Source organism: Catellatospora sp. TT07R-123 (assembly GCF_018327705.1).
In the GTDB taxonomy this organism is placed as follows: Bacteria; Actinomycetota; Actinomycetes; order Mycobacteriales; family Micromonosporaceae; genus Catellatospora.
Genome location: NZ_BNEM01000002.1, coordinates 1,680,180 through 1,703,868, shown reverse-complemented (window position 1 = coordinate 1,703,868; position 23,689 = coordinate 1,680,180). Strand labels below are relative to the sequence as shown.

Here is a 23,689-nt window from a genome sequence, read left to right as displayed (position 1 = left end):
TATGCAACGGCTGCTGGACACCTGGGGGGTATTTCTGCCCGGGCTGTGCTCGGCGCCGGTCGGCGACCTGCACCTGTTCGGTGCGCCCGCGCCCCGGGACTGGCACACCGTCTGGGAGCAGCTGCGTGACGTGCACGGCGAGACGGGGCTGTGGCCGTTCGTGTCGCCGCTGCGCCCGGCCGAGTTCGCGTTGCACGCCGGAGAACGGGCGGTGGCCAGCCCGCTCGCACCGGCGCAGATGATCGCGCAGCTACGTGCGGCCACGCGGGAGGACTGGCTGCGTGAGGCCAAGTGGGGGAATTGGTCGGCCGTGGTGCCCCGGCTGGAGCCGGCCCCGTTCACCGGCTCGAAGTTCCTGGAGAGCGAGCTCAACCCGACTGCCTGGCTGCTGTTGCTGCCGGCTGCGGCGGGCGGCACCGACCTGCCGCTGCCGCTGCGGGCGCCGTACGCGAACAACTGGTGCGGTGACGCGTCGCACCCGTGGCTGACCTCCGCCGATCATGCCGCGGTCTGGACGTCGTGGCGGGACCGCTTCGGCGCCGAGGTGCTGCACCTGGACCATTCGTCGGTGGAGTTCGTCGTGCACCGGCCGCCCATCACACCGGCGGAGATCAGCGAGGTGACCGAGGAGCAGTGGGCGTACTGCCCGGACCTCGGGCAGGTCTTCGGCGATCCGGAGTGGGTGGCGAGGAAACAGGTCCCGGCCCGGCGCTGGTACTTCTGGTGGGACTGAACGGATCCGTCGACCGGAGCTGATCCTCCGGCCCGGCCTCTCACCGAGGTGCGGCTGCGGGCACAATCTACGCCGTGCTCCCAGCCACCCGCACCCTGCTGACCTCGCTCGACCCGCTGCCGTACCGCCAGCGGATGATCCACCTGGCGCAATGGGCGCGCCTGGCGCCCGACCGTGCCCAGGTCTGCGCCGACCTGCGCGAGCACGGCCCGTACGAGCGGCAGCTGGCCCTGGTCGCCGCGCTGGTGGTCCGGGATGCCGACGGCATCGCCGCCGCGACGAACGACCCGCAGCCGTCGGTCAGGGGCCTGGCCCTGACGGCGGCGGTGCGCACCGGCATCACGGTCGGCGATCTCGCCGACCGGCCGGTCATGGAGCGGCGGCGCGTGTACCAGGCCCTGCGCCGTACGCATGCCCCTGCCGTCGCCGACGCGCTGATCATCGAGGTCCGGGCCCGGTTCGGTGACGAGGAGGCGGCCGCGCTGCTGCCCGCCTGCGGCGCCGATACGGTACGGGCGCTGCTGCCCGACCTGGAGCACGCGTTCAACCTCGAACGGCTGGTCCGGTGGCATCCCGGCCCGCTGCTGGACCGGATCCGCGAGCGGCTGGCCGCGGCCCTGCCCGAGACGCGGCCGAGGATCTGGGCCGGCGCTGCCGACGCGCTGCTGCGATGCGACCCGGCTCAGGCCCTCGACCTGCTCGAACGGTACGCACCCGAGGAATCGCTGCCCGGCCGGCTCAGCGCGTACGGGAAACTCGCCGCACACGACGCGAGTCGCGTCGCCCGCCTGCTCATCGCCCCGGGCCGCGCGTCCTGGCTGAAGCGGACCGTGCTGCCGCCGGCCCTGCTGCGCCGTCTCGCGGCACTGCCCGACGACGAACTGGCACCGCTCGCCGCCCGGTTCCGGGAGCACGGCCGGGCGCTGGCAGCGCTGCTCGACGCCGTCGTCCCGGCCCGGCGCGGACAGCTGTACGACCATGCCGTGGCCGAGGCGGACACGGCGACGCTGATCCCGGCTGCCGAGCTCATGGAGGTGCTGCCGGCCGCGGTCCGGATCCGCGAGGCGACCCGGGTCCTGGGCCTGGCGAAGGTTCAGGAGCGGGAAGCCGACGTGCGCACCTGGAGTGCCTACCTGGCCTGGCCGGACGCGTCCCTGGCGCTGGGCTCAGCACTGCGCTCCGGCGACGCCGACGAGCGGGCGCAGGGCTACGCGCTGCTGGTGGAAGCGGCCCGCCGCTCCCGCGACCCGCAGGTGGTGGCCGAGGTGGTCGCGCGGCTCGGCCGGCTGCGCAACGAGCAGGATCCGGTACGCGCGGCGGGGCTCACCGCGCTCGCGAAGGTGGCCCCGCTGCTCACGGCGGATACGGCCGCCGGGCTCACGCAGCTGACCACCGACGCGGTCGACGCGCGTGACGCGTCCGCCGCCACCTCGGCGGCGCTGAGCCGGCTCGCCGTCGACGTCCTGCAGCACCACGTCGCCGTGCCTGAGCTTCGCGAGTGGGCGCTGCTGACGATCGACCTGGTCAGCGGCAGTGCGCACGTGCCGGTGCTGCGCCGGTTCGACACGGTGCTGCGCCGGGGCCAGGAGGCGATGGTCTTCGAACGGCTGCGCGGCTGGGCCGAGGCGGGCATCGCCCGCAGCCGCTACGGTCCGCTGTTCGCGCTCACCCGCGCGCTCGGCAGGCGGGCCTGGCAGCTCCCGCAGTTGCAGGACCTGCTGCGCCGGGCGATCGACCCGCACACGCTGCCCTCGGTGGCCCGTACGGCGATCGAGTTCTGGCTCGACGACCCGCGGACCCGCACGGACCGGGTCGCCGAGGTGCTGGCGGTCGACGCGACCGCGGTGGCGATCCACCAGGTGTGGGAGACCGTCTGCGTCCGCCGTACCGATCTGCTCGACCAGGTGCTGGACAACCGCAGCCCGCGCGGCCGGTTCGTGGAGTCGGGGACGGCATGGGTGCCCGCCTGGGCGCTTCGCGCCGAGCACTGGCTGCCCCGCCACCAGGCCCGCTTCGTGGACCTGCAGGAGCTGGTCATCACCGACGCCGGGCAGGGCGTGCAGCAGCGCGCGGCGGCGGTCCGGGCCGCCGCCGGCGTCGGCGTTACGGGGCGTGAACTGGTGCTGCGCCACCTCGACGCCCCCGAGGTGGTGCTCGCCGAGGCGGCGCTGGGTGCGCTGGTCTGGACCGACCGGCCGGACGAGGCATTGCCGGTGCTGCTCCGATACGCCGACGGCGACCGGGCGCGGGTCGCGGTGTACGCCGCGAGCCGGGCTGCCCGGCACGTCCGGCCGTCCCGGCTGCTCGAGGTGCTGGGCGAGGTGCTGACCGGCCCCGTCAAGATCACGAGCCGGAAGGAGGCGGCCCGGCTGCTGGCCCGCTACGGACCACCGCAGGCGATGGCGGTGCTGCTCGACGCGTACGCGAACCCGGATGCGCACCGCGACGTGCGCGCGGCGATCGTCTCCGCCGCCCGCCAGCGGTTGCAGACCGAGGCGAGCTGGACCATCCTGCGGACCGCGGTCGACGGCAGCCGGGAGGAGCAGCGCGCGGTCCTGAACGCATACCCGTACCTGATCCCGGAACGGCACCGCACCCGCTACGCGGCGTTCGTGGTCGAGGCGTGCGGATCCGCCGACCGGGAGGTCCGGCGCGCGGCGTTCGGGCAGCTCGGTCAGTGGTCGCCGTGGCTGACCGGCGCTGCCGGGCTGGTCGTGGACCGTCTCACCGACCTCGGTGAGACGGTCGTGCAGATGGAGGTCGCGAACCTGCTGCGGGCAGGCGGCGACGCGGCGCTCGGCGACGCGCTGGCCCGGCTCGTGGACCGCGACGCGGGCGACGACCTGCCGGACGGCCCTGAGTCGGACCGCCCGGCCCGCCGCCGCATCGAACTGCTCACCCGGGGCGCGGTCGTCCTCTCCGGGACGCGGCAGGCTGATGCGGACCGGACTGCGCTGGTCGCGGCGGCACGGTGGCTGGCGGGCCGTCCCGCGTACGCCGCCACGGCCATCGGCCTGTTGGTGGATCTCGGCAGACTGGACAATCTGGATGAGATCGCCGGTCTGTGCGCGGGTCGGCCCGTCCTCGCTTTCCGCACCGCCGAACGGGTCGGGGCGCGCCTGCGGGGCCTGCGCGAGTCGCCCGACCCCGCCGACCTCGCCCGTACCATCGCCGGGCTGGCCCGGCGCGGCGATCTCACCGGCGGGCTGTTCGCGGTGACGATGGTCCGCTACGGGGCCGGCTACGGCTGGAAGACGCCGTGGCGGGAGCTGCTGGTCGAGCTGCGGCAGCACCCTGACCCGGACGTGCGCGAGGAGGCGTACGCCGTCGACATGAGCTGACGCCGGGCATGACCCTGCCGGTGCGGCGGTCGTCGGCGAGTGCCTGCGCCGCGACCACCGGTGGGAACTGGACGGTCGACGACCGGCACGTCTACCGCCAGCCTCGCCGGGGTGTCCGGCGTCCGGCCGCCCCGTGGCCGTAGGGTTCAGGGATGGACTCACGCGAGCTCGCCCAGCTCATGCTCGGCTATTCCACCGGCCCGCAGATCCAGGAGACCCAGACGGCGTTCCGCTGCGAACTCGTCAGCCGGTGGGGCATCAAGCCGGGCATGCGGGTGCTGGAGATCGGCTGCGGGCAGGGTGAGACGACGGTCGCGCTCGCCCACGCGGTCGGGCCGGACGGCCACGTCACCGCGGTCGACCCGGCGCCGTCCGATTACGGCGCGCCCGTCACGGTGTGGGACTCGGCCGATCATCTGCGCCAGGGGCCGCTCGGGTCGAGGATCGAGTTCCGGTTCGAGTGGGACGGCGCCACGGTGGACGACGGGCCCTACGACTGCGTCGTGCTCGCGCACTGCTCCTGGTACTTCGACTCGGCCGGGCAGCTGCGCGAGCAGCTCGCCGCCGCGAAGGGTTGGGCTGCGACGCTGTGCTTCTCCGAGTGGGACCTGACGCCGCGCACTCTCGCGCAGGTTCCGCACCACCTGGCGGTGCTGGCACAGGCCCAGCTGGGGATCGACGCGGGCAACATCCGCACGCCGCTCTCGCGGGCGCGGGCTGCCGCGCTGACCGAGGCGGGGTGGCGGATCGTCGCCGACGAGTCGGTGGACTCGCGTGGTCTACAGGACGGCGGCTGGGAGGTCGACGTGTGCCGGGCGGAGGAGTCAGCAGGCCGGTCCTCCTTCGTGGCCAGCCAGCTTGACGTGATCCGGTCGATGGCGGAGAGCGGCGACGTGATGTCGTTGGACTCGTACACGGTCGTGGCGGTCTGAGCGCCAGCCGGGGAACCGAGGCGGAGGGGCCTCAGGGAGCATTCCTGGACCGTTTCCGGGGCGGGGTGTTCGCGCTCTCGGCGGGCAGTGATGGCTGAAGGGACGACTGCACCGCCTGCTGCCGTCTGCGAGACTCCGCCGGTGAGCATCGAAGACTCTCTTTCGGCTGGGGCAGGAGTCATCAGTGCGCTGGCCGCCGCCGCTGGTGCCGTGGTCGGCGTGGTCGAGCTGGCCCGACGGCGCACTCCGGCACAGCAGCCGTCCACCACCACACCCGACCTGGCCGTGTCGCCGCCTGCCGCCGGAAGCCGGCGCGGGCCCATGGCCAGCCTGGCCGTACTGCTCGGTGCCCTCGGCTGCGCCATCTACGCTTTCGGCAGCCTGTTGCCTGCCGTCGGACCTGACGATCCGGACGACGTCGGGCAGGTGCTCGGCCTCGCGATGCTCGCCGTGGCCGTGCCCGGCGCGATCCTCGGGCTCGTCGGCGCTGTCGTCTACACGGCCAAGGGCCGGATCCGGGTGGCGATGATCGCGCTGCTCGGGCTGCTTCTCTCGGTCGGCCCGTACGCCTGGGCCGTGGCGAGCGGCAACTACTGATCGCCGACTCTGGCACGCTGCCGCGGGTCCAGGACGAAGGCTTTACCTGCTGCTGGCGTGATGCTTTCCAGGAGGCCCTCAGTTGATCGATCCTGAGCGGTGCGGCCCGGATGCTGTGCCCACCGCGAGGTGCTGTCAAAGGTCGAGTTCCGCCAGGATGCGGTACATCAGGTCCGGCGGCAGTATCGAGTTGGCGGCCGCCGTTTCCACCACCGCTGGGTCGGTGTCTGCCAGAAGGCGGCTGAACAGCGCCTCGTCCAGCATGGGGTGGGCGGCTACCGCCTGCCGCATTCCCGGTTCGGCTGCCAACCTCTCCAACGCATCCACCGGCAGCGTCGGGTCCTGCAACGCGGCACGGCGGGCCGCCGGATTCGGATCTTCGACGAAGGTGCGCAGCTGCTCGCGCGGAAAGTTGGGATGCTCCACGTGCGTCGGCCGGATGCGCCGCGCCTCGCCGTGCCCACGGACCAGCCGCTCCAGCACCTCCGCGGGAGTGTCCGGCCGCCGCGCGGCGGCACGCCGCACTCTCAGGTCCGGGTCGTTGTCGAGTCGCTGCCATGCGTGTTCCGGCAGATCGCGGCAGTCGGCCAGTACGCGGCGAAACTCCGCTCGCGGTGCGTCGAGGAACGACAACCTCCGCTCCAGCGGTTCGTCCAGCAGCCACCAGGGTTCGGTGACATTCCAGGCCAGCGCGATCCTGGCGTCGCTGTCGCCTGCGGCAGCGGCGGCCTCCGCCTGGGAGAACAGCCGGTCGCGGGTATCGGCGTCGACGTGCCTGCTCCACGCGACAGCCAGCCGCACCACCAGGTGCGGCACGTCCGCCATCGCCTCGATCGCCGCTGCGGGCAGCTGAGGATTGCCGGCCACAGCCTCGACCAGGTCGTCGTCCCCGTCACGGATCAGCTGGAGAACCTGCTCCGAAGTGAGCTCGGCATAGCGGGCCACGTTGGCGCACGTCGCGGGATCTGCCAGGCAGGCGGCTATGACCTCCGCCGGTAGGCCGGGCTGCCGGTGCCTGGTGGCCGCCTCGCGCACGGCCGGTTCGGTATCGGCGAGCATGCGTGTCAGCGCTTCGAGCGGCCGGTCCCGCCAGGCCTCGGCCACTGCCGCGCGTAGTCTCGGATCAGGATGGGCGAGCAGGTCGGCACGGGGCTGGCCGTACACCTGCTCGAGGTCCTCGATGTTCACCCTCACCCGCCGCTCCACCATGGTGCGGACGAACGCCGGGAAGGCGTCACGGATCGCCGGATCGGGATGCGCGGCGATTCTGCGCTGCATCACTGCGGAGATCCGACGTCCGTGCAGGTGGACCGTGTCCCCGGGGTCGCTGTGTGCCAGCAGCGCCTCGACCGCGATGTCCGGAAGCTGCCCTTGCCGCATCGACATGCCGTGCCGGCCCGCCGGGTGCCGAGCCAGGCGCACCAGTACGTCCTCCGGAGCCGACAGGTTTCGCCCCAGACCGGACAGTTGCGGGTGGCGGAGGTGCATGACGCCACCGTAGCCGCCACCGACCAACGCCGATGTTCCGAGCGGTGCGGTCGGCGGGTCCACGGCTGCTAACGTTCGGCGCCATGTGGACTGAGGAGGTCGTGGCCGGGTGTCCGTCCCGTCGGCGCACACCGTCCGCCGCGATCTCGGCAGCGCGGACGGCGGGGAGCCGATGTGGATGAGGGATCGAGCGTCAACGGTCTGCCGCTGCCCGGGTCGCTGATCGGTCTCATGGACGACGGCCGCTGGCGGAACCCCGGCGATGACGTCATGCGCGAGCTCATGCCGTGGTTCGAAGACCCGCTGGACTTCCTCACCGGCATCGACTGGATGCGGCGGGAGAACGCGGGGCTCCTCCGGCTCACCGCGGACCCGCGTTCTGCGTACCTCTTCAGGCAGGCCCGTGGCAGCACCGCCGTCGGTCCGGTGAAGCTGCCCTGGCTCGACGTCGAGCAGGCGGTCCTCATCGCCGTCAACCGCCGGCCCGGAGACGACGTCGCGATGGCCCTGGACTACCGTACCGGTTCCGACGATCCCCGGGTGGTCGCCAGCGACTTCTGGACCGATCCGCGGCAGTGCTCATGGCGGATCGTCGTACCGGCCTTCTCGCGACTTCTCGACGTCCTGAACCTCGGCTGAGCCACCACTGGCGGGCCACCACCCGTGGTGGCCCGGCGGAAGGCCGGGCCACCACAGCTCACGGTGTCAGTTCAGCAGAGGCCGCCCGAGCAGCCGCCGGTCGGCGCCGGCTCGCCGGTCATCGGGTTGGGCAGGTCGGGGCGCGACTCCGGGTGCGCCCGCGCCGCGTTGGTCGGTTCGACCAGCACGAACAGGTCGTCTGCGTTCGGGTCGACGAGGATCAGCGCTCCCAGGTTGGGCAGGTCCGGCTCCTCCGAACCCGGCCGCTCCCAGCCCTCGACCACGGTGATCGCCGCGCCGCGTAGCCGAAGCGTGCCCTTGACCACCTCTTCGGTGACGACCGGCGGGCCGTAGTCGGGGTCGAACATGCCGCCGGTGGCCGTGCCGGTGCCGGTCTGGGTGCAGTTCTCGGCGTTGGCGTCGCAGCGGTAGGTGACCGTGCTGCTGGTGGTCTTGCCGTCAGCGGTGGAAGTCGTCTCGGTGTGGCTCACCGACGTGTCGATGACCTCGTTCTTCGCATTGCGGTTGTACCTGATCGTGTCGGTCTGGCTCTCGGTGTGCCCGTCCTTGAAGTTGAGCGTGACGGTCGTGGAGTCCTTGATGATGTTGCCGTCAGGGTCTTTCGTGGTCTCGTGCTCCTCGTCGACCCGGACGTCGCCCTCCCAGTGGCTGTCGAGGGTGGTCGTCACGGTCGGCCCCGCCGAGCCGCCGGGGTTGGTGTACTCGACGTTGGTTCCGCCCTCCTTGTTGCTCGTGGTGTGCGTCTCCGAGCCGTCGCCGTACGTGGTGATGTCGCCGCTGCCGAGGCCGCCCCAGTCCTTGGTGCTGTCCACGACCCCGCCGCGATCGGCCCCGTAGGTGGCGCTGCCGTCGATGCCGAGCAGCGAGGTCTGGACGCGGCCCGGCTTGACCCCGGCCAGCTTCAGGCCGCCGCTGCTGGTGCCGCCGTTGGTGCCGGGCAGGTCGATGCCGAGGCTGAACGGGTCCTTCGTCGGGTCGAGACCGAACTTCTTCATCAGGTCGCCGGTGACGCCGAACTTGCCCACGGCGTCGGCGCGGCCGGCGATCGGGAACGCGCCCAGCCAGTCGTGCGCATACTCCTGCCGCTGCCGGACCAGCTCGACGGGCAGCAGGAAGAAGGCGCCCGCGCCCGCCTCGAACGACGGCAGCGTGCGGTCGATGGCCAGGTCGACGAGCTTCAGCAGCAGCGGGTGGCTGGCCTTGTCGTCGGGGTCGGTGCCAGCGGCCAGCTCGTCGGCGTCGCAGTAGCCGTCGCCGTCGGAGTCGACCACGTACCAGGCCGCGTAGCAGGCGGTCGGGTCGCAGGCCACCAGCTCATGCTTCGGACGGCGGGGCGGGTCCTCGCCGGCGGCGGCGGGCGCGGCCACGCCGACCAGCGTCAGCGCGGCCACGACGGCCAGCACTCTGCGGGCGGGCGCCAACGCGCCGCCACGATCAACGGAGGGGTTTCTCATGCGGCGAATGCTGGCACCGCCGACGGGCCGACGCCCTGCTCTGCCGCCTCAGCGACACCGCGGGACGGCCGCCCCAGGGATTTCCCCAGCCGCCGCCCGGGATCGGAGCTTGACCGCACGGTGTACGAGAACAGCGGCGCCACGATCACCGCGGCGCCGCTGCTGTCCCGTACCGGTCAGGCCTTGTCCTTGTCCTTGTCCTTCAGGACGATGACCGTGACGGCGGTGTTGTTGCTCGGGTCCGGGTCGGGCGTGGAGCTGGAGACGGTCGCGACGTTCACGAGCCTCTCCTTGTCCTTGTCCTTCTTGCCCTCGGTCCGGGCGTCGTCATCGTCGTCCTTGTCGACGAGCTTCGCCTTGATGACGAACTGCGCCGTGGCTCCCGCCGGGACCGTGTCGACATGGCAGGTCACGACGTGCCGCTGCTCGTCGTACTCGCAGTCGCGCGAGACGTACTGCACCTCCAGCTGGTCCGGGCTGAGCGGCAGCCGGTCCACGACGGTCACGTTCTGCGCGTCGGACGGGCCGCCCTCACCGCAGGTGCCGGACGGCTTGGCCGACTCCTCGGTCCGGCACCCCTTGTCGTTGTGCACCGTCACCAGCAGTACGAGCTGGTCCTTGTCCTTGTCCTTGTCCGGCTTGACCTGGGCGGCCTCCGTGCCCGGGGTGAGCCCGACCGCGTCGATCCACAGGTCCGCCGAGGTCTCGACGGTGGTCTCGGCGGTGGCGGTGTTGTTGTTCGGGTCGGAGTCGGGCGTCGACGACGACACCGTCACCTCGTTGCGCAGCGTGGTGCCGTCCTCGACCGACGAGTCCACCGCGACCGTGATGCGTACGGTCTCGGAGGCGCCGGAGGCGAGGTCGCCGAGCTGGCACACGACCTGGTCGGGCTGCTGGAAGGCGCAGACCGGCTGGTTGCCGCCGTTGACGCCCGACACGAACGTGGTGCCGTCGGGCAGCGTGTCCTGGAGTGTGACCGCCTGCGCGGTCGACGGTCCGGCGTTGCTGGCGGTGACGGTGTAGACGAGCTCCTCGCCGGCGAGCACCGGGTCGGGGTCGTCGTCCTTGGTCACCGACAGGTTCGCGTCGGCGGTGACGGTGGTCTTGACGCTCTTGCGCACGTCGTCGTTGTCCGGGTCGGCGGTGTCGCTGGAGACCACGGCCTCGTTGAACAGGATCGTCCCGGCGACGGCGTCGTCGGCGAGCTTGCCGACCACGGTGATGGTGACGCTGTCGCCGTTGGCGAGGTTGCCCAGGCCGCAGACCAGGTCGCGGCCGGGCGGCTGGCCGTTGGTGCAGGTGCCCTTGGTGGAGCTGACCGAGACGAAGCTGACGCCGCCGGGCAGGGTGTCGCGTACGGTGACGTTCTGGGCCGTGGACGGCCCGTTGTTCTTCACCGTGATCTCGTACGTCAGCTCGGTGGAGGCCAGTGCGGTCTCCGGTCCGGTCTTGTCGAGCGTCAGGTCGGCCGATCCGACGAACTCGACGCGGCCGGTGGCCTCGTTGTTGCTCTGGTCGGGGTCGGCGGTGGTGGCGCTGACCCGGGCGACGTCGTTGATCTGGGTGACGTCGGGCGCGTCGACGGAGACGCGCAGGGTGGCGCGCCGTCCTGCGGGGATGGTGCCGAAGCTGCACGGGATGCTGATCTCGGTCGCCGGTCCCCTGGTGCTGGGCATGCAGCCCGCCTCAGGCTGGCTCACCAGGCCGGTCAGGCTGAACGGCGTGGCCGAGGTGAGGTTGTCGCGCAGCAGCACCCCGTCGGCGTCGGACGGGCCGAGGTTGTCGACGTAGATGGTGCAGTAGCCGCCCGTTCCGGCCGGTGCGGGCCGGTCGGGCTTGCACACCTTGGTCACCGACAGGTCGGCGGCGCGTTCCACGGTGGTGGTCTGCGTGACCGCGTTGTTGCCGGGGATCAGGTCGGTGGCGGTCGCCGTGGTCACGGTGGCGGTGTTGCTGAGGATGCCGGGCGGCCGGCTCGACGGGATCGCGAGCTGGAGTGCGATCGGGACGGTCTGCAGTGGCAGCAGGTTGGTGAGGTTGCAGGTGACCGTGAACAGCATGGGGTCGAAGGTGCAGCCGGTCGGGACGCTCACGGGTGTGAAGCCGGTCGGCAGCTGGTCGACGAGGGTCGCGGTCGGGGCGATGCCCGGCCCGTTGTTGCCGACCTCGATGGTGTAGGTCAGCACCCGTCCGGCGAGGACCGGGTCGGGGGCGTCGGCCTTGGTGACGAACAGGTCGACGAGCGGCAGGGCCGCAGTGGTGGCTGGTGCGGCGCGGGCCGGTTCCGGTGTGGTGCCCGCCGCGAGGACGCCGGCGAGCATGAGCGCTCCCTGCGCGGCGAGTAGGCGTCTGGGTGACAACGTGCCTCCTAGCTGGTTGATCTGGGTCCAATCACCCTCATCTCCAACGGCCTGGAGTCACGTTAGGTAATCGCAGAGCTACTTTTAGTAGCTGCTGGCGCGGGAATCGGGGTATGGGCGGTCGGCGATACTCGGCGGGTGACGAATTCGCCGCTCAGCCCCACCGACCCGATCGCCTCCCGCAACGAGGTGCTCGCCGCCTACCTCGACGACTTCCGCGCCATCGTGATCGGCAAGGTGACCCACCTGGCACCCGAGGAGCAGCGGCGCAGCCGCCTGGCCTCCGGCTGGACCCCGGTCGAGATGCTCAAGCACCTGCGCTTCGTCGAGTTGCGCTGGATCGAGTGGGGCTTCCAGGGGCGTACGTTCGACGAGCCGTGGGGCGACTGGCGCGACGAGCGCTGGCACGTCGACCCGGACGAGTCGCTGGAGGACCTCGTCGCCGCGCTGCGCGCCCAGGGCGAGCACACCCGCGAGGTCGTGCTCGCCGCCGACCTGGCCGAGGTGGGGCAGCCGGGCCCGCGCTGGGACGGCGCCGAGCCCGCGACGCTGGAGCGGATCATGCTGCACCTGGTGCAGGAGTACGCCCGCCACGCGGGCCACCTCGACATCGTCGCCGAGCTCGCGCAGACCGGCTCCGCCGACGCCGAACGCCCCGCCTGACGCGGACCCGAATGTCCGGTGTGGCGGAAGACCGCCAACCTTGGCGATCGCCTGCCTTCAGTATTGGCAAGCTTCTTTACTGTTAACTGTCTTTCTTGTATGTTCACGGAAACGCTTCTGTCCCGTTAGTCGATGTTTCATTCCCCCCAAAGGAAGGTCGACATGCGTTTCCGGCACAAGCTCGCCGCAGTGGCTTCCGCCGCGGTGACCGTCGCCGCCGCGGTCGTCATGACCGCCAGCCCCGCCTCGGCGGCGAACCTGCTCAGCAACCCGGGCTTCGAGTCCGGCTCCCTGTCGCCGTGGACCTGTAGCGCGGGCCTCGGCTCCGTCGTGTCCACCCCGGTCCACGCCGGCACCAAGGCGTTGCAGGGCGCGCCCAGCGCGTCCGACTACGCCCAGTGCAAGCAGACCGTGTCGGTGCAGCCCAGCACCACCTACACCGCGACCGCGTGGGTCCGCGGCGGTGGCGGCTACGTCTACCTGGGCATCACCGGCGGCACCTCGACCTGGAACCCGAACGCGGCGTCCAACTGGGTGCAGCTGTCGACCAGCTACACCACCGGCGCCTCGCAGACCTCGCTCGAGGTGTACGTCAACGGCTGGTACGGCCAGCCGGTGTACAACGTCGACGACGTCTCGGTCGACGGCCCCGGCGGCACGGGCGTGCCCGGCGTCCCCGGCACCCCGGCGGTCGGCACGATCACCAACACCTCGATCGCCCTGTCCTGGGCCGCCGCGAGCGGCACGGTCACGGGCTACCGGGTGTACGAGGGCAGCACCGTCGTCGCGACCGTGACCGGCACCTCGGCCACGATCAGCAGCCTGGGCACGTGCACCAGCCACAGCTACACCGTGGCGGCGTACAACGGCTCGGGTGAGTCGGCGAAGTCCGGCGCCGCCTCGGCGACCACCACCGGCTGCACCAGCGGTGTGCCGAGCGTGCCCGGCAACTTCCACGTCACCGGCTCGACCGCGTCCAGCATCTCGGTGGCCTGGAACGCCTCCACCGGCACCGTGACCGGCTACCGCGTGTACGAGGGCACCACGGTCAAGGCGACCGTCACCGGCACCTCGGCGACGATCAGCGGCCTGGCCGCCTGTGGCAGCCACACCTACACCGTGGCCGCCTACAACGGCACGGGCGAGTCGGCGAAGTCGGCCTCGGCCGGCGGCACCACCACCGGCTGCCCGACCGGCACCGCCATGGCCGCGCCGTACTACTACAACGGCTGGGGCAGCCCGCCCAACATCGCCACCGTCATGAGCGCGACCGGCGTCAAGCAGTTCACGATGGCGTTCATGCTCTCCGGCGGCGGCTGCGTGCCGATGTGGGACAGCACCCGTCCGCTGACCGGCGGCGTGGACCAGTCCACCATCAACACCATCCGCGCCAACGGCGGTGACGTCGAGATCTCCTTCGGCGGCTGGCAGGGCAACAAGCTCGGCCCGAACTGCTCCTCGGCCTCGGCCCTGGCCGGTGCCTACCAGCAGGTCATCAACGCCTACAACCTCAAGTACATCGACGTCGACATCGAGAACACGGACGAGTTCGAGAACGAGGCCGTGCAGGACCGGATCCTCGGCGCCCTGAAGATCGTCAAGCAGAACAACCCCGGCATCAAGACGATCCTCACCTTCGGCACCGCGACCACCGGCCCGACGTACTACGGCACCCGCCTGATCACCCAGGCGGCCGCCACCGGCGCCAACATCGACGTGTTCACGATCATGCCGTTCGACTTCGGCGGTGGCGCGGACATGTCCGCCAGCACCATCAGCGCCGCGACCGGCCTGAAGAACGCGCTGAAGACCGCCTTCGGCTGGACCGACGCCCAGGCGTACGCCCACGTCGGCATCTCCGGCATGAACGGCTACTCCGACCAGTCGGAGATCACCACCACCGCCCACTGGACCAGCATCCGCAACTGGGCCAACACCAACCACATCGCGCGCCTGGCCTTCTGGTCGGTCAACCGCGACCGTGGCTGCGCGGGCGGCGGCCTGCAGGAGTCGTGCTCGGGCATCGCCCAGTCCGACTGGGCCTTCACCGCCATCACGGCGGGCTTCACCGGCTGACCTCAGCCGCGCAACACCCGAGGGGCCGCCACCGGACGCCGGTGGCGGCCCCTCGCCGTCCCGCCCGGCCCAGGCCCGCCCCGTCCCACCTCGCCCCAACTCGCCCCGGGCCTGGTGCTCGGGCAGCGGCAGGCCCATCCCCGACAGTCGCAAGGCCGACGTGGCGTGGCGTGCCGCCGCCGGATCCGCGCATCGTGAGGGCACTTCGCCCACCGATACGAGGAGATCACGATGGCTCGATGGAAGCGGCTGGCGGTCGGCGCCGGTGCGCTGGTCCTGGCCATTGCCGTGCTGCCGCCCGGCGCCGCGACGGCCGCCCGCCAGCCCGCGGCCGCGACCGCGGCCACCACCGGGGAGGACCCGTTCGCCGAGGAGGCGGCCGGGTTCGCCAAGGAGCGCGGCATCAGCGAGGCCGAGGCCCGCAGGCGCATGTCGTGGCAGCTCGTCGCGCCGGACCTGGACGAGCGGCTGCAACGCGAGCTGGGCGAGCGCTACGGCAACGTGTGGATCGACGTACGCGACGGCGACCGGGTCAAGGCCGGGGTCACCGGCTCCGTCGACGACCAGGTCCGCGGCGTGGTGAAGGCGGCCGCCGCCGCGGTCGGCCTCACCGACGGGTACGACGTCGTCGCGGTCAAGCGGTCGGCGGCCAGGCTCTCGGCCGACAACGACTGGCTGGCCGAGCAGATCATCCGCACCAACGCCGGGGTGGAGGCGCCGCTGAGCGCGGGCATCCGCACCGACCTCAACGCGCTGATGCTGCACGTGCCGGTGCGCGGCACCCTCACCGCCGCGCAGAAGGACCTGATCACCACCGCGCAGGCGCGGCTCGGCGACGGCCTGGTCATGGGCACCTCGTCGGGGGCGTTCAAGACGTTCGCGTGCGACGTGCCGTACTGCGACAAGCCCCTGCGTGGCGGCGTGAAGATCAACCACCCGTCGACGTGGTGCACCGCCGGCTTCATCGCCCAGAGCAAGGTCGACAGCGTCAAGTACGTCGTCACGGCCGGGCACTGCGCCTACCAGCACCTCGGCACCTGGAGCAGCAAGGACACCGCGCTCACCGCGACCGACATCGGACCGGTGCACCACTGGATCTTCGACACGTACATCGGGGACATGGCGATCATCCGGATCAACGACTCGTCGGCCACCGGCTGGAACCCGCAGCCGTGGGTGCTGGTCACCCTCAGCCCGTGGACCACGGAGAACACGACGTACCACATCGCCTCCGACAAGATGAGCGTCGTCGGGATGCGTATCTGCACCACGGGCGCCGCCACCCGGGTCAGCAACTGCAGCCACGTCGAGGAACTCGGGCTGACCGCGAACCTGGGCGGGCTGACCATGCGCAACCTCGGCCTCACCGAGAACTGCGGCAAACCCGGTGACAGCGGCGCACCCATGTACGCCAGCCACGTCGGCTACGGCATCCTGGTCGGCGGCGACGAGGACGACTGCGAGATCGTGTACCAGGGCATCCGCACCGCCGAACGCGAACTGAACGTCAACATCCTGCACTGACCGGGTCCGCTCGCCGGGCCCGCCGCGACGGGCCCGGCGAGCGCCGCGCGGCCCGGCGCGGCGGGTGCTTCAGCAAGATCGCTGTTTGCGGTCGCTTTCAGGTCCTCAGGCCGACTTCTCGACCGCAACCAGCGATCTACAAGATGTCGTCGACGATCAGCCGACGCATCGAGGGGTTCGGCCACGGAACGCATCACGCCGGACCGTCATCTCTCGGTGAGCCGCCCGTTCAGGCTCTGCGCGAGGGAGGGCCAGAATCGCTGAGCCCAGTCGAACCAGCTCTCATCCCTGGGCGGCGGGGAGGGCAGAAACGAACCGGAGAGCTCGTCTGCGTCGGGGACCTCGAACTGCTCTCGCCACGGGTCGAGCTCCGCCTCGGCCATGGGGAACGTCTGCTCTGGCGTGTGTTTCCAGCGGTGCTGAATCCGGTTCCACTGCACCTCGCGTTCCACCGCCAGGTACACGATCTCACACGATGCCCCCACCGAAGCGGCCATCCAACGCAGGGCGGAGCGCTCATCGCGCGACCAGAGTCCGAAGTCGAGAACGACGCTGAGCCGCAGCCGCAGCGCATCGACGGCCAGTGCGATGAGTCGGCCCTCCAGCAGCCACCGCTTGCCGTCGGGCCGGGCTTGGTGACGGTCTTCCTGGCCGAGGAGGGAGAGCGCCCAGTCGTCAGCGGTGAGCCGCAGGGCTCCGCGCTCCGCGGCCAGTTTCCGTGCTCGCACGGTCTTCCCGGACGCGGGAAGGCCTACCATCAGGAACAGGGTGGGTGCCTGACCTGCCTGTGTATCTGTCACCGTCTCATTCACGCGGTCCATGGTGCCTGGCATTCGCCGACGGGCATTCGCGGCCGACCGTAACGTGGGCCAGTCGGCCGATCGGGGCCCCGACCTCGCACGATGCCGAACGCCGCGAGCACGGCGCCTCGGCCTGCGCGGCCGCGCTGGGCAAGATCGCTGGTTGCGGTCACCTTCCGACCTCCAGGTCGACTTCTAGACCGCAACCGGCGATCTTTCAGCGGCGTCGGCCGGGTTCACGCCTGGCGGATCAAGGACAGGGGTGGGCGCCACCTCCCGTGCGCGGCATACGATCCCCTCGGCAGAGGAGTCAATGTTGTCGATATACGGGAGACACGCAGTGCACCCGATCAGACGCAGAATCCTGGCATTCCTCGCGGTCGCCGCCCTCGCGGTGGTGGGTCTGCCCGCCCCCGCCCACGCCGACCTCAACAACACGTGGGGCTGCTACGTCCCGGCCGGCTACACCTACGACCGGGTCAGCCGGGACTACACCTGCAACCCGCCCTACCTGTCGGCGAACTACCACATCGTGACGCCGGTGGCGGGCATCTACGCCTGTAGCCCCGTCGGGAGCTTCAGCTACGACGCCGTGGCCCGCGACTCCGTCTGCGACCCGCAGGCCACCTCGCAGCCCCGCTACCACCTCGTGACGCCGGTTGCGGGCATCTATGTCTGCAACCCCGCCAGCGGCTTCAACTACGACGCCGTGGCGCGCGACTCCGTCTGCGACCCGCGGGCCACGTCGCAGCCCCGCTACCACCTCGTGGTCTCCGCGGCGGGAATCTACGCGTGCAACACCGACGCCGGGTTCACCTACGACGCCATGGCCCGCGACTCCGTCTGCGAGCCGCAGGCCACGTCGCAGCCGCGCTACCACCTCGCCACCCCGGCCGCCGGAATCTGGGCCTGCAGTGTGCCCGCCGGGTACACCTACGACAGCACCAGCCGCGACTACACCTGCGACCCGAGGAACCTCACGACCCGCTACCACCTGAAGAAGAGCTGACAGGTCTTTCTGGCCGAGGAGCCGTCCGGGGTTCGGATCATGTGGTTGTGGCGAGATGTCCCAGCCACATGACCGAACCTCGGAGGCGTAGCCTGGCGGCCGTCCTCGACCCTCCCGCGACGTGCTCGGTTCAGGTGGTCACCGGCGCGGTTTCCTCGAAGCCGCATTCTGGGATGACCCCGCAGACAGACCGGCCAGCATGGTGCGGATCGCCGGTACGGGGTCGAAGTCGGCGTCGGGGCAGGCGAGCTGGATCGCGACCAGGCCGTCCACCAGGGCGAGCATGCTCAGGTAGTCGGTGCGCGGGTCGGGTGAGCTGAGGGCGGCGATCCACGGCGTACCCCACGCGGCCAGGCGGTCCCGGGCGGTGCGGATCCTGTCCTGGAGTTCCGGCTGGAACGCGGCCTCGTGGAAGGCCGCGTGCCGGGCCAGGGTCAGGTGCCGGGCGGGGCCGGTGAGCTGGAGGACCATCGCGCCGACGAGTTGGGCCAGCTCGTCGGGGGAGGCCGGTGGCCCGGTGCGCTCGGCGACCAGGCGCTGCCATACCTGCGTCTCGATCTCGACGAGGCGGTCCAGCACCGCGCCGACCAGGGCGTCACGGGTGCGATACCCGTTGGAGGTCGATCCCTCGGGCAGCCCGGCCTGCGCATCGACGGCGCGGTGGGTGAGTGCTCGCAGCCCGCGCGTGCCGAGCACCGCGATGGCGGCGTCGAGGATCTGCTGCCTGCGATCGGACATGAGAGTCACACTACACCTGTAGTCAGGGCGACTACAGGTGTAGTACGGTCGCGGCATGACGAGAACAGCGGCCGTAGTGGGCGGCGGCATCGGCGGCCTCACCGCCGCCATCGGACTCCTGGCGGCGGGCTGGCAGGTCACCGTGTACGAACGCGGCCAGACCCTGCCCACCACCGGCACCGGCCTGGGCATCTGGCCCTCCGCCCTGCACGCGCTCGACAGCCTCGGCATCGGCGCCGCCGTCCGGGCCGCCGGCCTGCCGCAGGGCAACGGCGCGATCCGGCGCCCCGACGGGCGGCCGATCGTCGCGCTCGACATGGACCGGATCCGCGCCCGCCACGGCGAACCCGTGCACCTGGTGCCGCGTCCCGCGCTGCTGCGCGTACTGCATGGGGCCCTGCCTGCCGGAACCGTCCACTTCGGTGTCCCGGTCGACGACGTCACCGCGCTGCGGGCCGGGCACGACGTCGTGATCGGCGCCGACGGCATCGGCAGCCGCGTCCGCACCACGCTGTTCGGGCAGCGGTACGGCCTGCGGTACACCGGTGCCACCGCGTGGCGCGGCACCGCCGACATCGACATCGACAGCGGCGGCGAGACGTGGGGCACCGGGGCCCGCTTCGGCGTCACCCCGCAGGGCCCCGGACAGACCAACTGGTACGCGGTGCTGACCGTGCCCGAGAATCACCGCCTGACCCGGCCCGACGCCGACGAACTGCGCCACCGTTTCGGGCACTGGCACGACCCGATCCCCGCCGTGCTCGACCGGTACGCCACCTCCGACGTCATCCGGCACGACCTCTACCACCTCGCGCCCGCCCTGCCGACCTACGTGCGGGGCAACGTCGCGCTGCTCGGGGACGCCGCGCACGCGATGACTCCCGACCTGGGGCAGGGCGCCTGCCAGGCGATCATCGACGGGGCAGCCCTGGCCAGGTGCCTGGCGGGTGGGGGAGTGGAGGCCGGGCTGCGGGCGTACGACCGCGAGCGCCGCAGGCCCACCCGGCGCATGGCCGCGGCCTCGCTCATCGTCAACCGCCTGGCCCAGGTCAGACGCTGGCACTCGGCCCGCGACCTCACCATGCGCCTGGCCCTGACGTTCGGACCGCCAGCCTGAGGTCGAAGTCTGCGATGCGGCGTTCCCGATGTTTCCCGCTTTGTTCCTACGCTCCGAGAGGGACATCGGGAACGTCGGTTGACGACTACAGTGGACAGTCGTGCCAGCTGAGCAGCCATATGACAGTGACATCCTGGGATCCGAGGACCGCCCCGTCGGGGGATCGGGGGCGCCGTGGTGGCGCCGTAAGCCACTGCTGATCGGTATCGCGGTCGTCGTGCTCCTTGCCGTCGGGGTCACATACTTCGCCGGTGGTTTCGGCGGACACCGGTTCGACGCGGAGCCACCGGCCTGCACTGCCGTCGAGCCGAGCCTGCACCTGCTCGGTGTCGACTACATCGCGCAGCAGACCGCCAACAACAGCTGTGACCTCAGGTTGTCGCCGGATGATCCCCGGTATGTCGACGCGCCGAAGATCACGGTGGCCTTCGCCGTCGACGACTCCGGGGAGGGTATGGGCACCGTACGGCAGATGGGCGACCAGGTGCGGCCGCTGTCCGGTGTGGGCGACGAGGCATACCTCCGCGACCGCGACGTCTTCCTCCAGGTGGACAACCTGTTCGTCGGCATCATGGTGTTCCCCAACGAGGTGAGCTCGCCGGACCAGGTGCTGGCCTTCGCCACGGACTTGGCCGACCAGCTGCGGCGCGCCTGAGGATGGAGCTTCGGGCAGCCGGCTGACGTCGTGCCAGGTGACGGCGAAGATCGGCGACGAGCTCGCCGAGAAGTCACCCGGGTGTGGAGGAGGTGACTCCCGGTCAGCGCCAAGAGGGCAGCGCGGAGAGCAGGCAATTGGCCGTACGGTGACGTCGCGAGACTTCGGATTGCTCCGCATGCGGGAGAGTGGCGAAGTCCGCCTTACATCGGGTTTTGGCGCCGAGCCACCCGCGACGCGTGGAAATCCGGACCAGATGACCGACACACCGCGAGCGTCACGGTGGGTCCACCCAGGCGTGCACGAAGAGCAGGACGCGCGCCCCTGATCGTCGACGAGGTGATCACAGGGCCACCACTCGTCTTTGTAGCGAACTGACCGTGACATCGGAATCGCGTTTGTCTACTGGCGGATTACCTCCACATATGAGGGAGAACAGCCGGGACACTGGGCTTAGACGACCCGGATGACGGGATCACCTTGCGTGCGCGAGGAGCGGCAGACCATGGCGGCGCGTAGTCGTACTTGGCATCACCCCGCGTGCGCGGGGAGCAAGTGCTTGGCCTTGCGGGAGCGGGCGGCAGCGTCCTGATCACCCCCGCGTGCGCAGGGAGTAGTTGATGGCGGCGCGGACAGCGGCGATAAACTCGGGATCACCCCGTGTGTGCGGGGAGTAGATCACGCCGACTGACGTCCTGCTCGCCGACCTCGGATCACCCCCGCGTGCGCGGCGAGCAGCCGACCACGGCGGCGACGAATGCGGGCATGGAGGGATCACTCCCGCATGCGCGGGGAGCAGATCGAGTTCGTGTCCAGGTGGCAGCCTGACGGGGGATCACCCCCGCGCGTGGGGCCTTCTTCAGATCCGGCAGCTCATAGGGACGTTGACAGCGGCAGCCACACTCTTGCCATGGCCATGACCTTCGAGCGACTTCGTGCAATGTCCGACGACGAGATCCGGGCGGAGTACGACAAGACTGCCGCGAATACCTCGGTCGGTCTGAACTTCTGGACTGACGAACTCAGTCGGCGGACGTACGAGCGGTCCAGTGCCGCCGCGTTGGAAGAGGCTCGCGCGGCACGCTCGCTAGCGAAGTGGAACATGGTGCTCGCTGGCGCGGCCATCCTCGTCTCGGTCATTGCCATCGTCGTACAGGCAGTCACGGCGGGATAGGCTCAGGGATGCCGGTCGGGCGCACAGGTAGTTGAGAAACGGCGTTTCGTTACACCGCCATCGACGTACCCGACCGCTTCGCGTAGGTGTCCAACGCAAGGCGCGTCGTCGAGATCGCGAGTAGGCCACCGGTGGTCAGCAGTTCTACGCTCGCGGTTACCTGGCTGAGCGCCATGCCGCTCTTCGCCGCTCCTTGGGAGAGGTGGCTCAGGTACGCGATCGTTCCTCGCAACTCGCCGTGAGCGAGTGCACTGCATGCCTTCCAGATCACCAGAGCTGTCTTTGCGCCAACAGGAGTCAGCGCGCCAGCCTCCTTGACGATGTCTCCGTAGCTCGGAGATCTCCTCAGCTTCGACAAGCTCACGCCCGCCTTGATGAGCACTGGCTTCATGCGATCTTCGTAGCTCTTCATGTCGCCGCCCTTGAGCGATGACCCAAGCTCATGTGCAACGGCGACGAGCTGTCGGCGCTCCTCGTAGTCGGCCCTGAGCCGACGCAGGATGCGTTCTTCCCGCTGCTCGGGCTGGAGTAGCCACAAGGCCCGAGATGCATTTTCGATCGCGCATCGGATGAGGGCCGGCTGCCCGTAGATGTGCACCCATGCCTTGACCTCATCTTGCCCAACATGATGGAACAGGCTGTCGCGCAGGGTCCCGAGGTGGCTCACCGCGGCGGTAACTGCGGTCCAGGCTGCCGAGCTGACCTGGATGGGATCGCTGAGTCCATCATCGCCTTCGAGGTCACTTCCTGGCGCGGCCTCCCATGCGCCAGAATCCGTACCCATGATCTGCTCCCACTGCCGAACGATGCCGAGTGCGCCCCCCAGCTTCTGGAGCATCTGCTCTTCTTCGGGTGTCACTTCGCCCCTTGTTGCTCGGCCATCGTCTTCACTGCCGCTTGTACAAGCTCCCGCGTCGACCACACCGGCCGGCGTGTCGCGATCTTGAGGGCCAACGCAGGACCCATGCCTGCATGAAGAAGCAGGCAGACGCGGGTGACGGTGTACACGCTCTCCGCCAACCACAGGAGGTCCGCCCCGCTGTACTCCGGTCGTCCGTTGTCAAGGTGGGTCAGCTCGTTGCGTGCCTTCTTGACGACCTTGACCCAGGAATCGATATCGCCGACCAGCGCCGTACTCACGTTTCCAACAGCCGTAGCCATGGCAGTCAGACGCGCCGCCAGGTTCGGCGCGTTGGAGTGGTCGTTGAACGCTTCGGCGAACCAGCGGCGGTGTTCGCCCGGTACTAGGGCTTTCAGAGACTTCTTCAGGAGGTTGAACTCGGGGCGGCCCATGTAGTTCTGGTCAGGGTTAGCAATCCGGTGGAAACCCTCCGCCGCCGAGCAGACATTCAGGAACCGGTTTTCCGGGTACATCTCCGTCGTGTACCTCATCGAGTTGAGGAACCCCACGACCGGATGAAGGTCGGCGGCCTGGTCCAGCCACCTCGCGATCATGTCGATCCCACCGACGTCACCGTAGGAAGCCAGCATGTCGATCGCATCCATCTTCTGGCGCTCGGGTACGGCGATGTGATGACGGTTCGCCACGTAGATCTCAACCGCTCGCATGGTGTCCGGGAAGGGTGTCGCGGCGAGGGAGAACTCGGGCAGGTCTTCACGGAACACATGAACCTGGTCCGTGAAGCACGTGCGGTCGACGCACAGCGACACTAGGTCTTGGAGGTTCCGGACGTCGTTGAGGATCGCGGAGTAGTTCGTCGGCTCGGCGTACTCGATCTCGAACTGTGGACACTGGACGACCTTTACGCTCTCGTTGTCGATCCGCTCATAGTCGGCCGCGAACCGCAACGTCACGGTGCCGCGCCCAAACGACGCGGTCTGAGGTTCCGGTCGAGTGAGGTTCAGCTTCAGGCTCCACTGCGACTCGCCCTCCGCCGGCTCGTGCCAGTCGATGTCGATGGTGTCGTTGTCGACCCAGTCCGGCAGGTCGCTGATGCGCACTACCGCCTTGGTGAACACCTCCTCGTGGCGGAAGTGCCCGGCATCCATGGCCTGGTTCACGATGTAACTTCCGCCCCCGAGGTGGAAGCAGTGGAGGAGGGTCACTCGGCGGCCGATGCGGTCGACCGACCCCCAGATCAGCATCGGCCTCCGGCCGGAAGGACCGGCAGTCGTCAGCGGCTCACCTGTATGGAGCCTTCCACCTGCTGTCGGGTCGAATGTCAGCTGCCCATGCTGCTCTTCACCCAGGGCGTTGCCGTCTTCGTCAACGGCCCAGAACCTTCCGACCTTCTCGTACTTCTCCAATTCCGGGTGCCTCCAGACGAGTTTCAGGGGATGAAGTCGGACGGAACTTCCAGCACGGTCAGCGACGCCACCTCGATCCACTCTCAACGGTGACCCCCGC

At 70.2% G+C, this 23,689-nt stretch carries 19 protein-coding genes; 12 read left to right on the top strand and 7 right to left on the bottom strand.

Annotation, left to right across the window (positions count from 1 at the left end; genetic code table 11):
* Nucleotide 1: 1 nt before the first annotated feature.
* The 4 genes from Cs7R123_RS27635 (at nucleotide 2) to Cs7R123_RS27620 (ending at nucleotide 5,603) form a co-directional block, all read left to right on the top strand.
* On the top strand, nucleotides 2–733 hold the full coding sequence (locus Cs7R123_RS27635; RefSeq protein ID WP_212830623.1) for a DUF4253 domain-containing protein: 732 nt from the start codon (nucleotides 2–4) through the stop codon (nucleotides 731–733).
* A gap of 74 nt (nucleotides 734–807) precedes the next feature.
* The gene (locus Cs7R123_RS27630; protein ID WP_212830622.1) at nucleotides 808–4,074 is read left to right on the top strand and encodes a hypothetical protein; all 3,267 of its coding nucleotides are present in this window, start codon (nucleotides 808–810) and stop codon (nucleotides 4,072–4,074) included.
* 152 nt (nucleotides 4,075–4,226) lie between these two features.
* A complete protein-coding gene (locus Cs7R123_RS27625) occupies nucleotides 4,227–5,006 on the top strand; it encodes a class I SAM-dependent methyltransferase (RefSeq protein WP_212830621.1) in 780 nt (259 codons plus the stop codon).
* Nucleotides 5,007–5,147: 141 nt separating this feature from the next.
* Nucleotides 5,148–5,603 carry a hypothetical protein gene (locus Cs7R123_RS27620; RefSeq protein ID WP_212830620.1) on the top strand — a complete coding sequence of 152 codons (456 nt, stop codon included), beginning with the start codon at nucleotides 5,148–5,150 and terminating at the stop codon, nucleotides 5,601–5,603.
* Between the two features lie 135 nt (nucleotides 5,604–5,738).
* Here the strand turns inward: Cs7R123_RS27620 and Cs7R123_RS40390 are convergent, their stop codons facing one another.
* Nucleotides 5,739–7,091, bottom strand: a complete 1,353-nt coding sequence (locus Cs7R123_RS40390) for a hypothetical protein (RefSeq protein WP_244872187.1) — start codon at nucleotides 7,089–7,091, stop codon at nucleotides 5,739–5,741.
* A gap of 231 nt (nucleotides 7,092–7,322) precedes the next feature.
* Here Cs7R123_RS40390 and Cs7R123_RS27610 point away from each other — a divergent pair, with 231 nt between their 5' ends.
* Nucleotides 7,323–7,730: a hypothetical protein gene (locus Cs7R123_RS27610; RefSeq protein ID WP_244872186.1), complete on the top strand. Its 408-nt coding sequence runs from the start codon at nucleotides 7,323–7,325 to the stop codon at nucleotides 7,728–7,730.
* Between the two features lie 71 nt (nucleotides 7,731–7,801).
* Here Cs7R123_RS27610 and Cs7R123_RS27605 read toward each other — a convergent pair whose 3' ends face one another.
* Both Cs7R123_RS27605 and Cs7R123_RS27600 read right to left on the bottom strand, forming a co-directional pair.
* Nucleotides 7,802–9,205, bottom strand: coding sequence for a thrombospondin type 3 repeat-containing protein (locus Cs7R123_RS27605; protein WP_212830618.1), 1,404 nt, complete (start codon nucleotides 9,203–9,205; stop codon nucleotides 7,802–7,804).
* A 176-nt stretch (nucleotides 9,206–9,381) separates the two neighbouring features.
* Entirely contained in the window at nucleotides 9,382–11,526 is a 2,145-nt protein-coding gene (locus Cs7R123_RS27600) for a DUF11 domain-containing protein (RefSeq protein WP_212830617.1), read from the bottom strand.
* 177 nt (nucleotides 11,527–11,703) lie between these two features.
* On the opposite strand from Cs7R123_RS27600, the gene Cs7R123_RS27595 reads away from it, so the two are divergent.
* From Cs7R123_RS27595 to Cs7R123_RS27585, 3 genes are all read left to right on the top strand, one after another.
* Nucleotides 11,704–12,228, top strand: coding sequence for a DUF664 domain-containing protein (locus Cs7R123_RS27595; protein ID WP_212830616.1), 525 nt, complete (start codon nucleotides 11,704–11,706; stop codon nucleotides 12,226–12,228).
* 162 nt (nucleotides 12,229–12,390) lie between these two features.
* Entirely contained in the window at nucleotides 12,391–14,304 is a 1,914-nt protein-coding gene (locus Cs7R123_RS27590; RefSeq protein ID WP_212830615.1) for a fibronectin type III domain-containing protein, read from the top strand.
* A gap of 231 nt (nucleotides 14,305–14,535) precedes the next feature.
* Nucleotides 14,536–15,828 carry a S1 family peptidase gene (locus Cs7R123_RS27585; protein WP_212830614.1) on the top strand — a complete coding sequence of 431 codons (1,293 nt, stop codon included), beginning with the start codon at nucleotides 14,536–14,538 and terminating at the stop codon, nucleotides 15,826–15,828.
* Between the two features lie 206 nt (nucleotides 15,829–16,034).
* Here the strand turns inward: Cs7R123_RS27585 and Cs7R123_RS27580 are convergent, their stop codons facing one another.
* On the bottom strand, nucleotides 16,035–16,640 hold the full coding sequence (locus tag Cs7R123_RS27580; RefSeq protein ID WP_244872185.1) for an ATP-binding protein: 606 nt from the start codon (nucleotides 16,638–16,640) through the stop codon (nucleotides 16,035–16,037).
* Nucleotides 16,641–16,968: 328 nt separating this feature from the next.
* Here Cs7R123_RS27580 and Cs7R123_RS27575 point away from each other — a divergent pair, with 328 nt between their 5' ends.
* Nucleotides 16,969–17,637, top strand: a complete 669-nt coding sequence (locus Cs7R123_RS27575; protein ID WP_212830611.1) for a hypothetical protein — start codon at nucleotides 16,969–16,971, stop codon at nucleotides 17,635–17,637.
* A 138-nt stretch (nucleotides 17,638–17,775) separates the two neighbouring features.
* Here Cs7R123_RS27575 and Cs7R123_RS27570 read toward each other — a convergent pair whose 3' ends face one another.
* Complete coding sequence (locus Cs7R123_RS27570) at nucleotides 17,776–18,375, bottom strand: TetR/AcrR family transcriptional regulator (RefSeq protein ID WP_212830610.1); 600 nt, start codon at nucleotides 18,373–18,375, stop codon at nucleotides 17,776–17,778.
* A 55-nt stretch (nucleotides 18,376–18,430) separates the two neighbouring features.
* On the opposite strand from Cs7R123_RS27570, the gene Cs7R123_RS27565 reads away from it, so the two are divergent.
* From Cs7R123_RS27565 to Cs7R123_RS27555, 3 genes are all read left to right on the top strand, one after another.
* Complete coding sequence (locus Cs7R123_RS27565) at nucleotides 18,431–19,492, top strand: FAD-dependent monooxygenase (protein WP_212830608.1); 1,062 nt, start codon at nucleotides 18,431–18,433, stop codon at nucleotides 19,490–19,492.
* 217 nt (nucleotides 19,493–19,709) lie between these two features.
* Nucleotides 19,710–20,147, top strand: a complete 438-nt coding sequence (locus tag Cs7R123_RS27560; protein ID WP_212830607.1) for a hypothetical protein — start codon at nucleotides 19,710–19,712, stop codon at nucleotides 20,145–20,147.
* A 910-nt stretch (nucleotides 20,148–21,057) separates the two neighbouring features.
* Nucleotides 21,058–21,321, top strand: coding sequence for a hypothetical protein (locus Cs7R123_RS27555; protein ID WP_212830606.1), 264 nt, complete (start codon nucleotides 21,058–21,060; stop codon nucleotides 21,319–21,321).
* A 49-nt stretch (nucleotides 21,322–21,370) separates the two neighbouring features.
* On the opposite strand, the gene Cs7R123_RS27550 is transcribed toward Cs7R123_RS27555, so the two are convergent.
* A complete protein-coding gene (locus Cs7R123_RS27550; RefSeq protein ID WP_212830605.1) occupies nucleotides 21,371–22,159 on the bottom strand; it encodes a hypothetical protein in 789 nt (262 codons plus the stop codon).
* Nucleotides 22,160–22,176: 17 nt separating this feature from the next.
* Nucleotides 22,177–23,589: a HEPN domain-containing protein gene (locus Cs7R123_RS27545; RefSeq protein ID WP_212830604.1), complete on the bottom strand. Its 1,413-nt coding sequence runs from the start codon at nucleotides 23,587–23,589 to the stop codon at nucleotides 22,177–22,179.
* Nucleotides 23,590–23,689 lie beyond the last annotated feature (100 nt).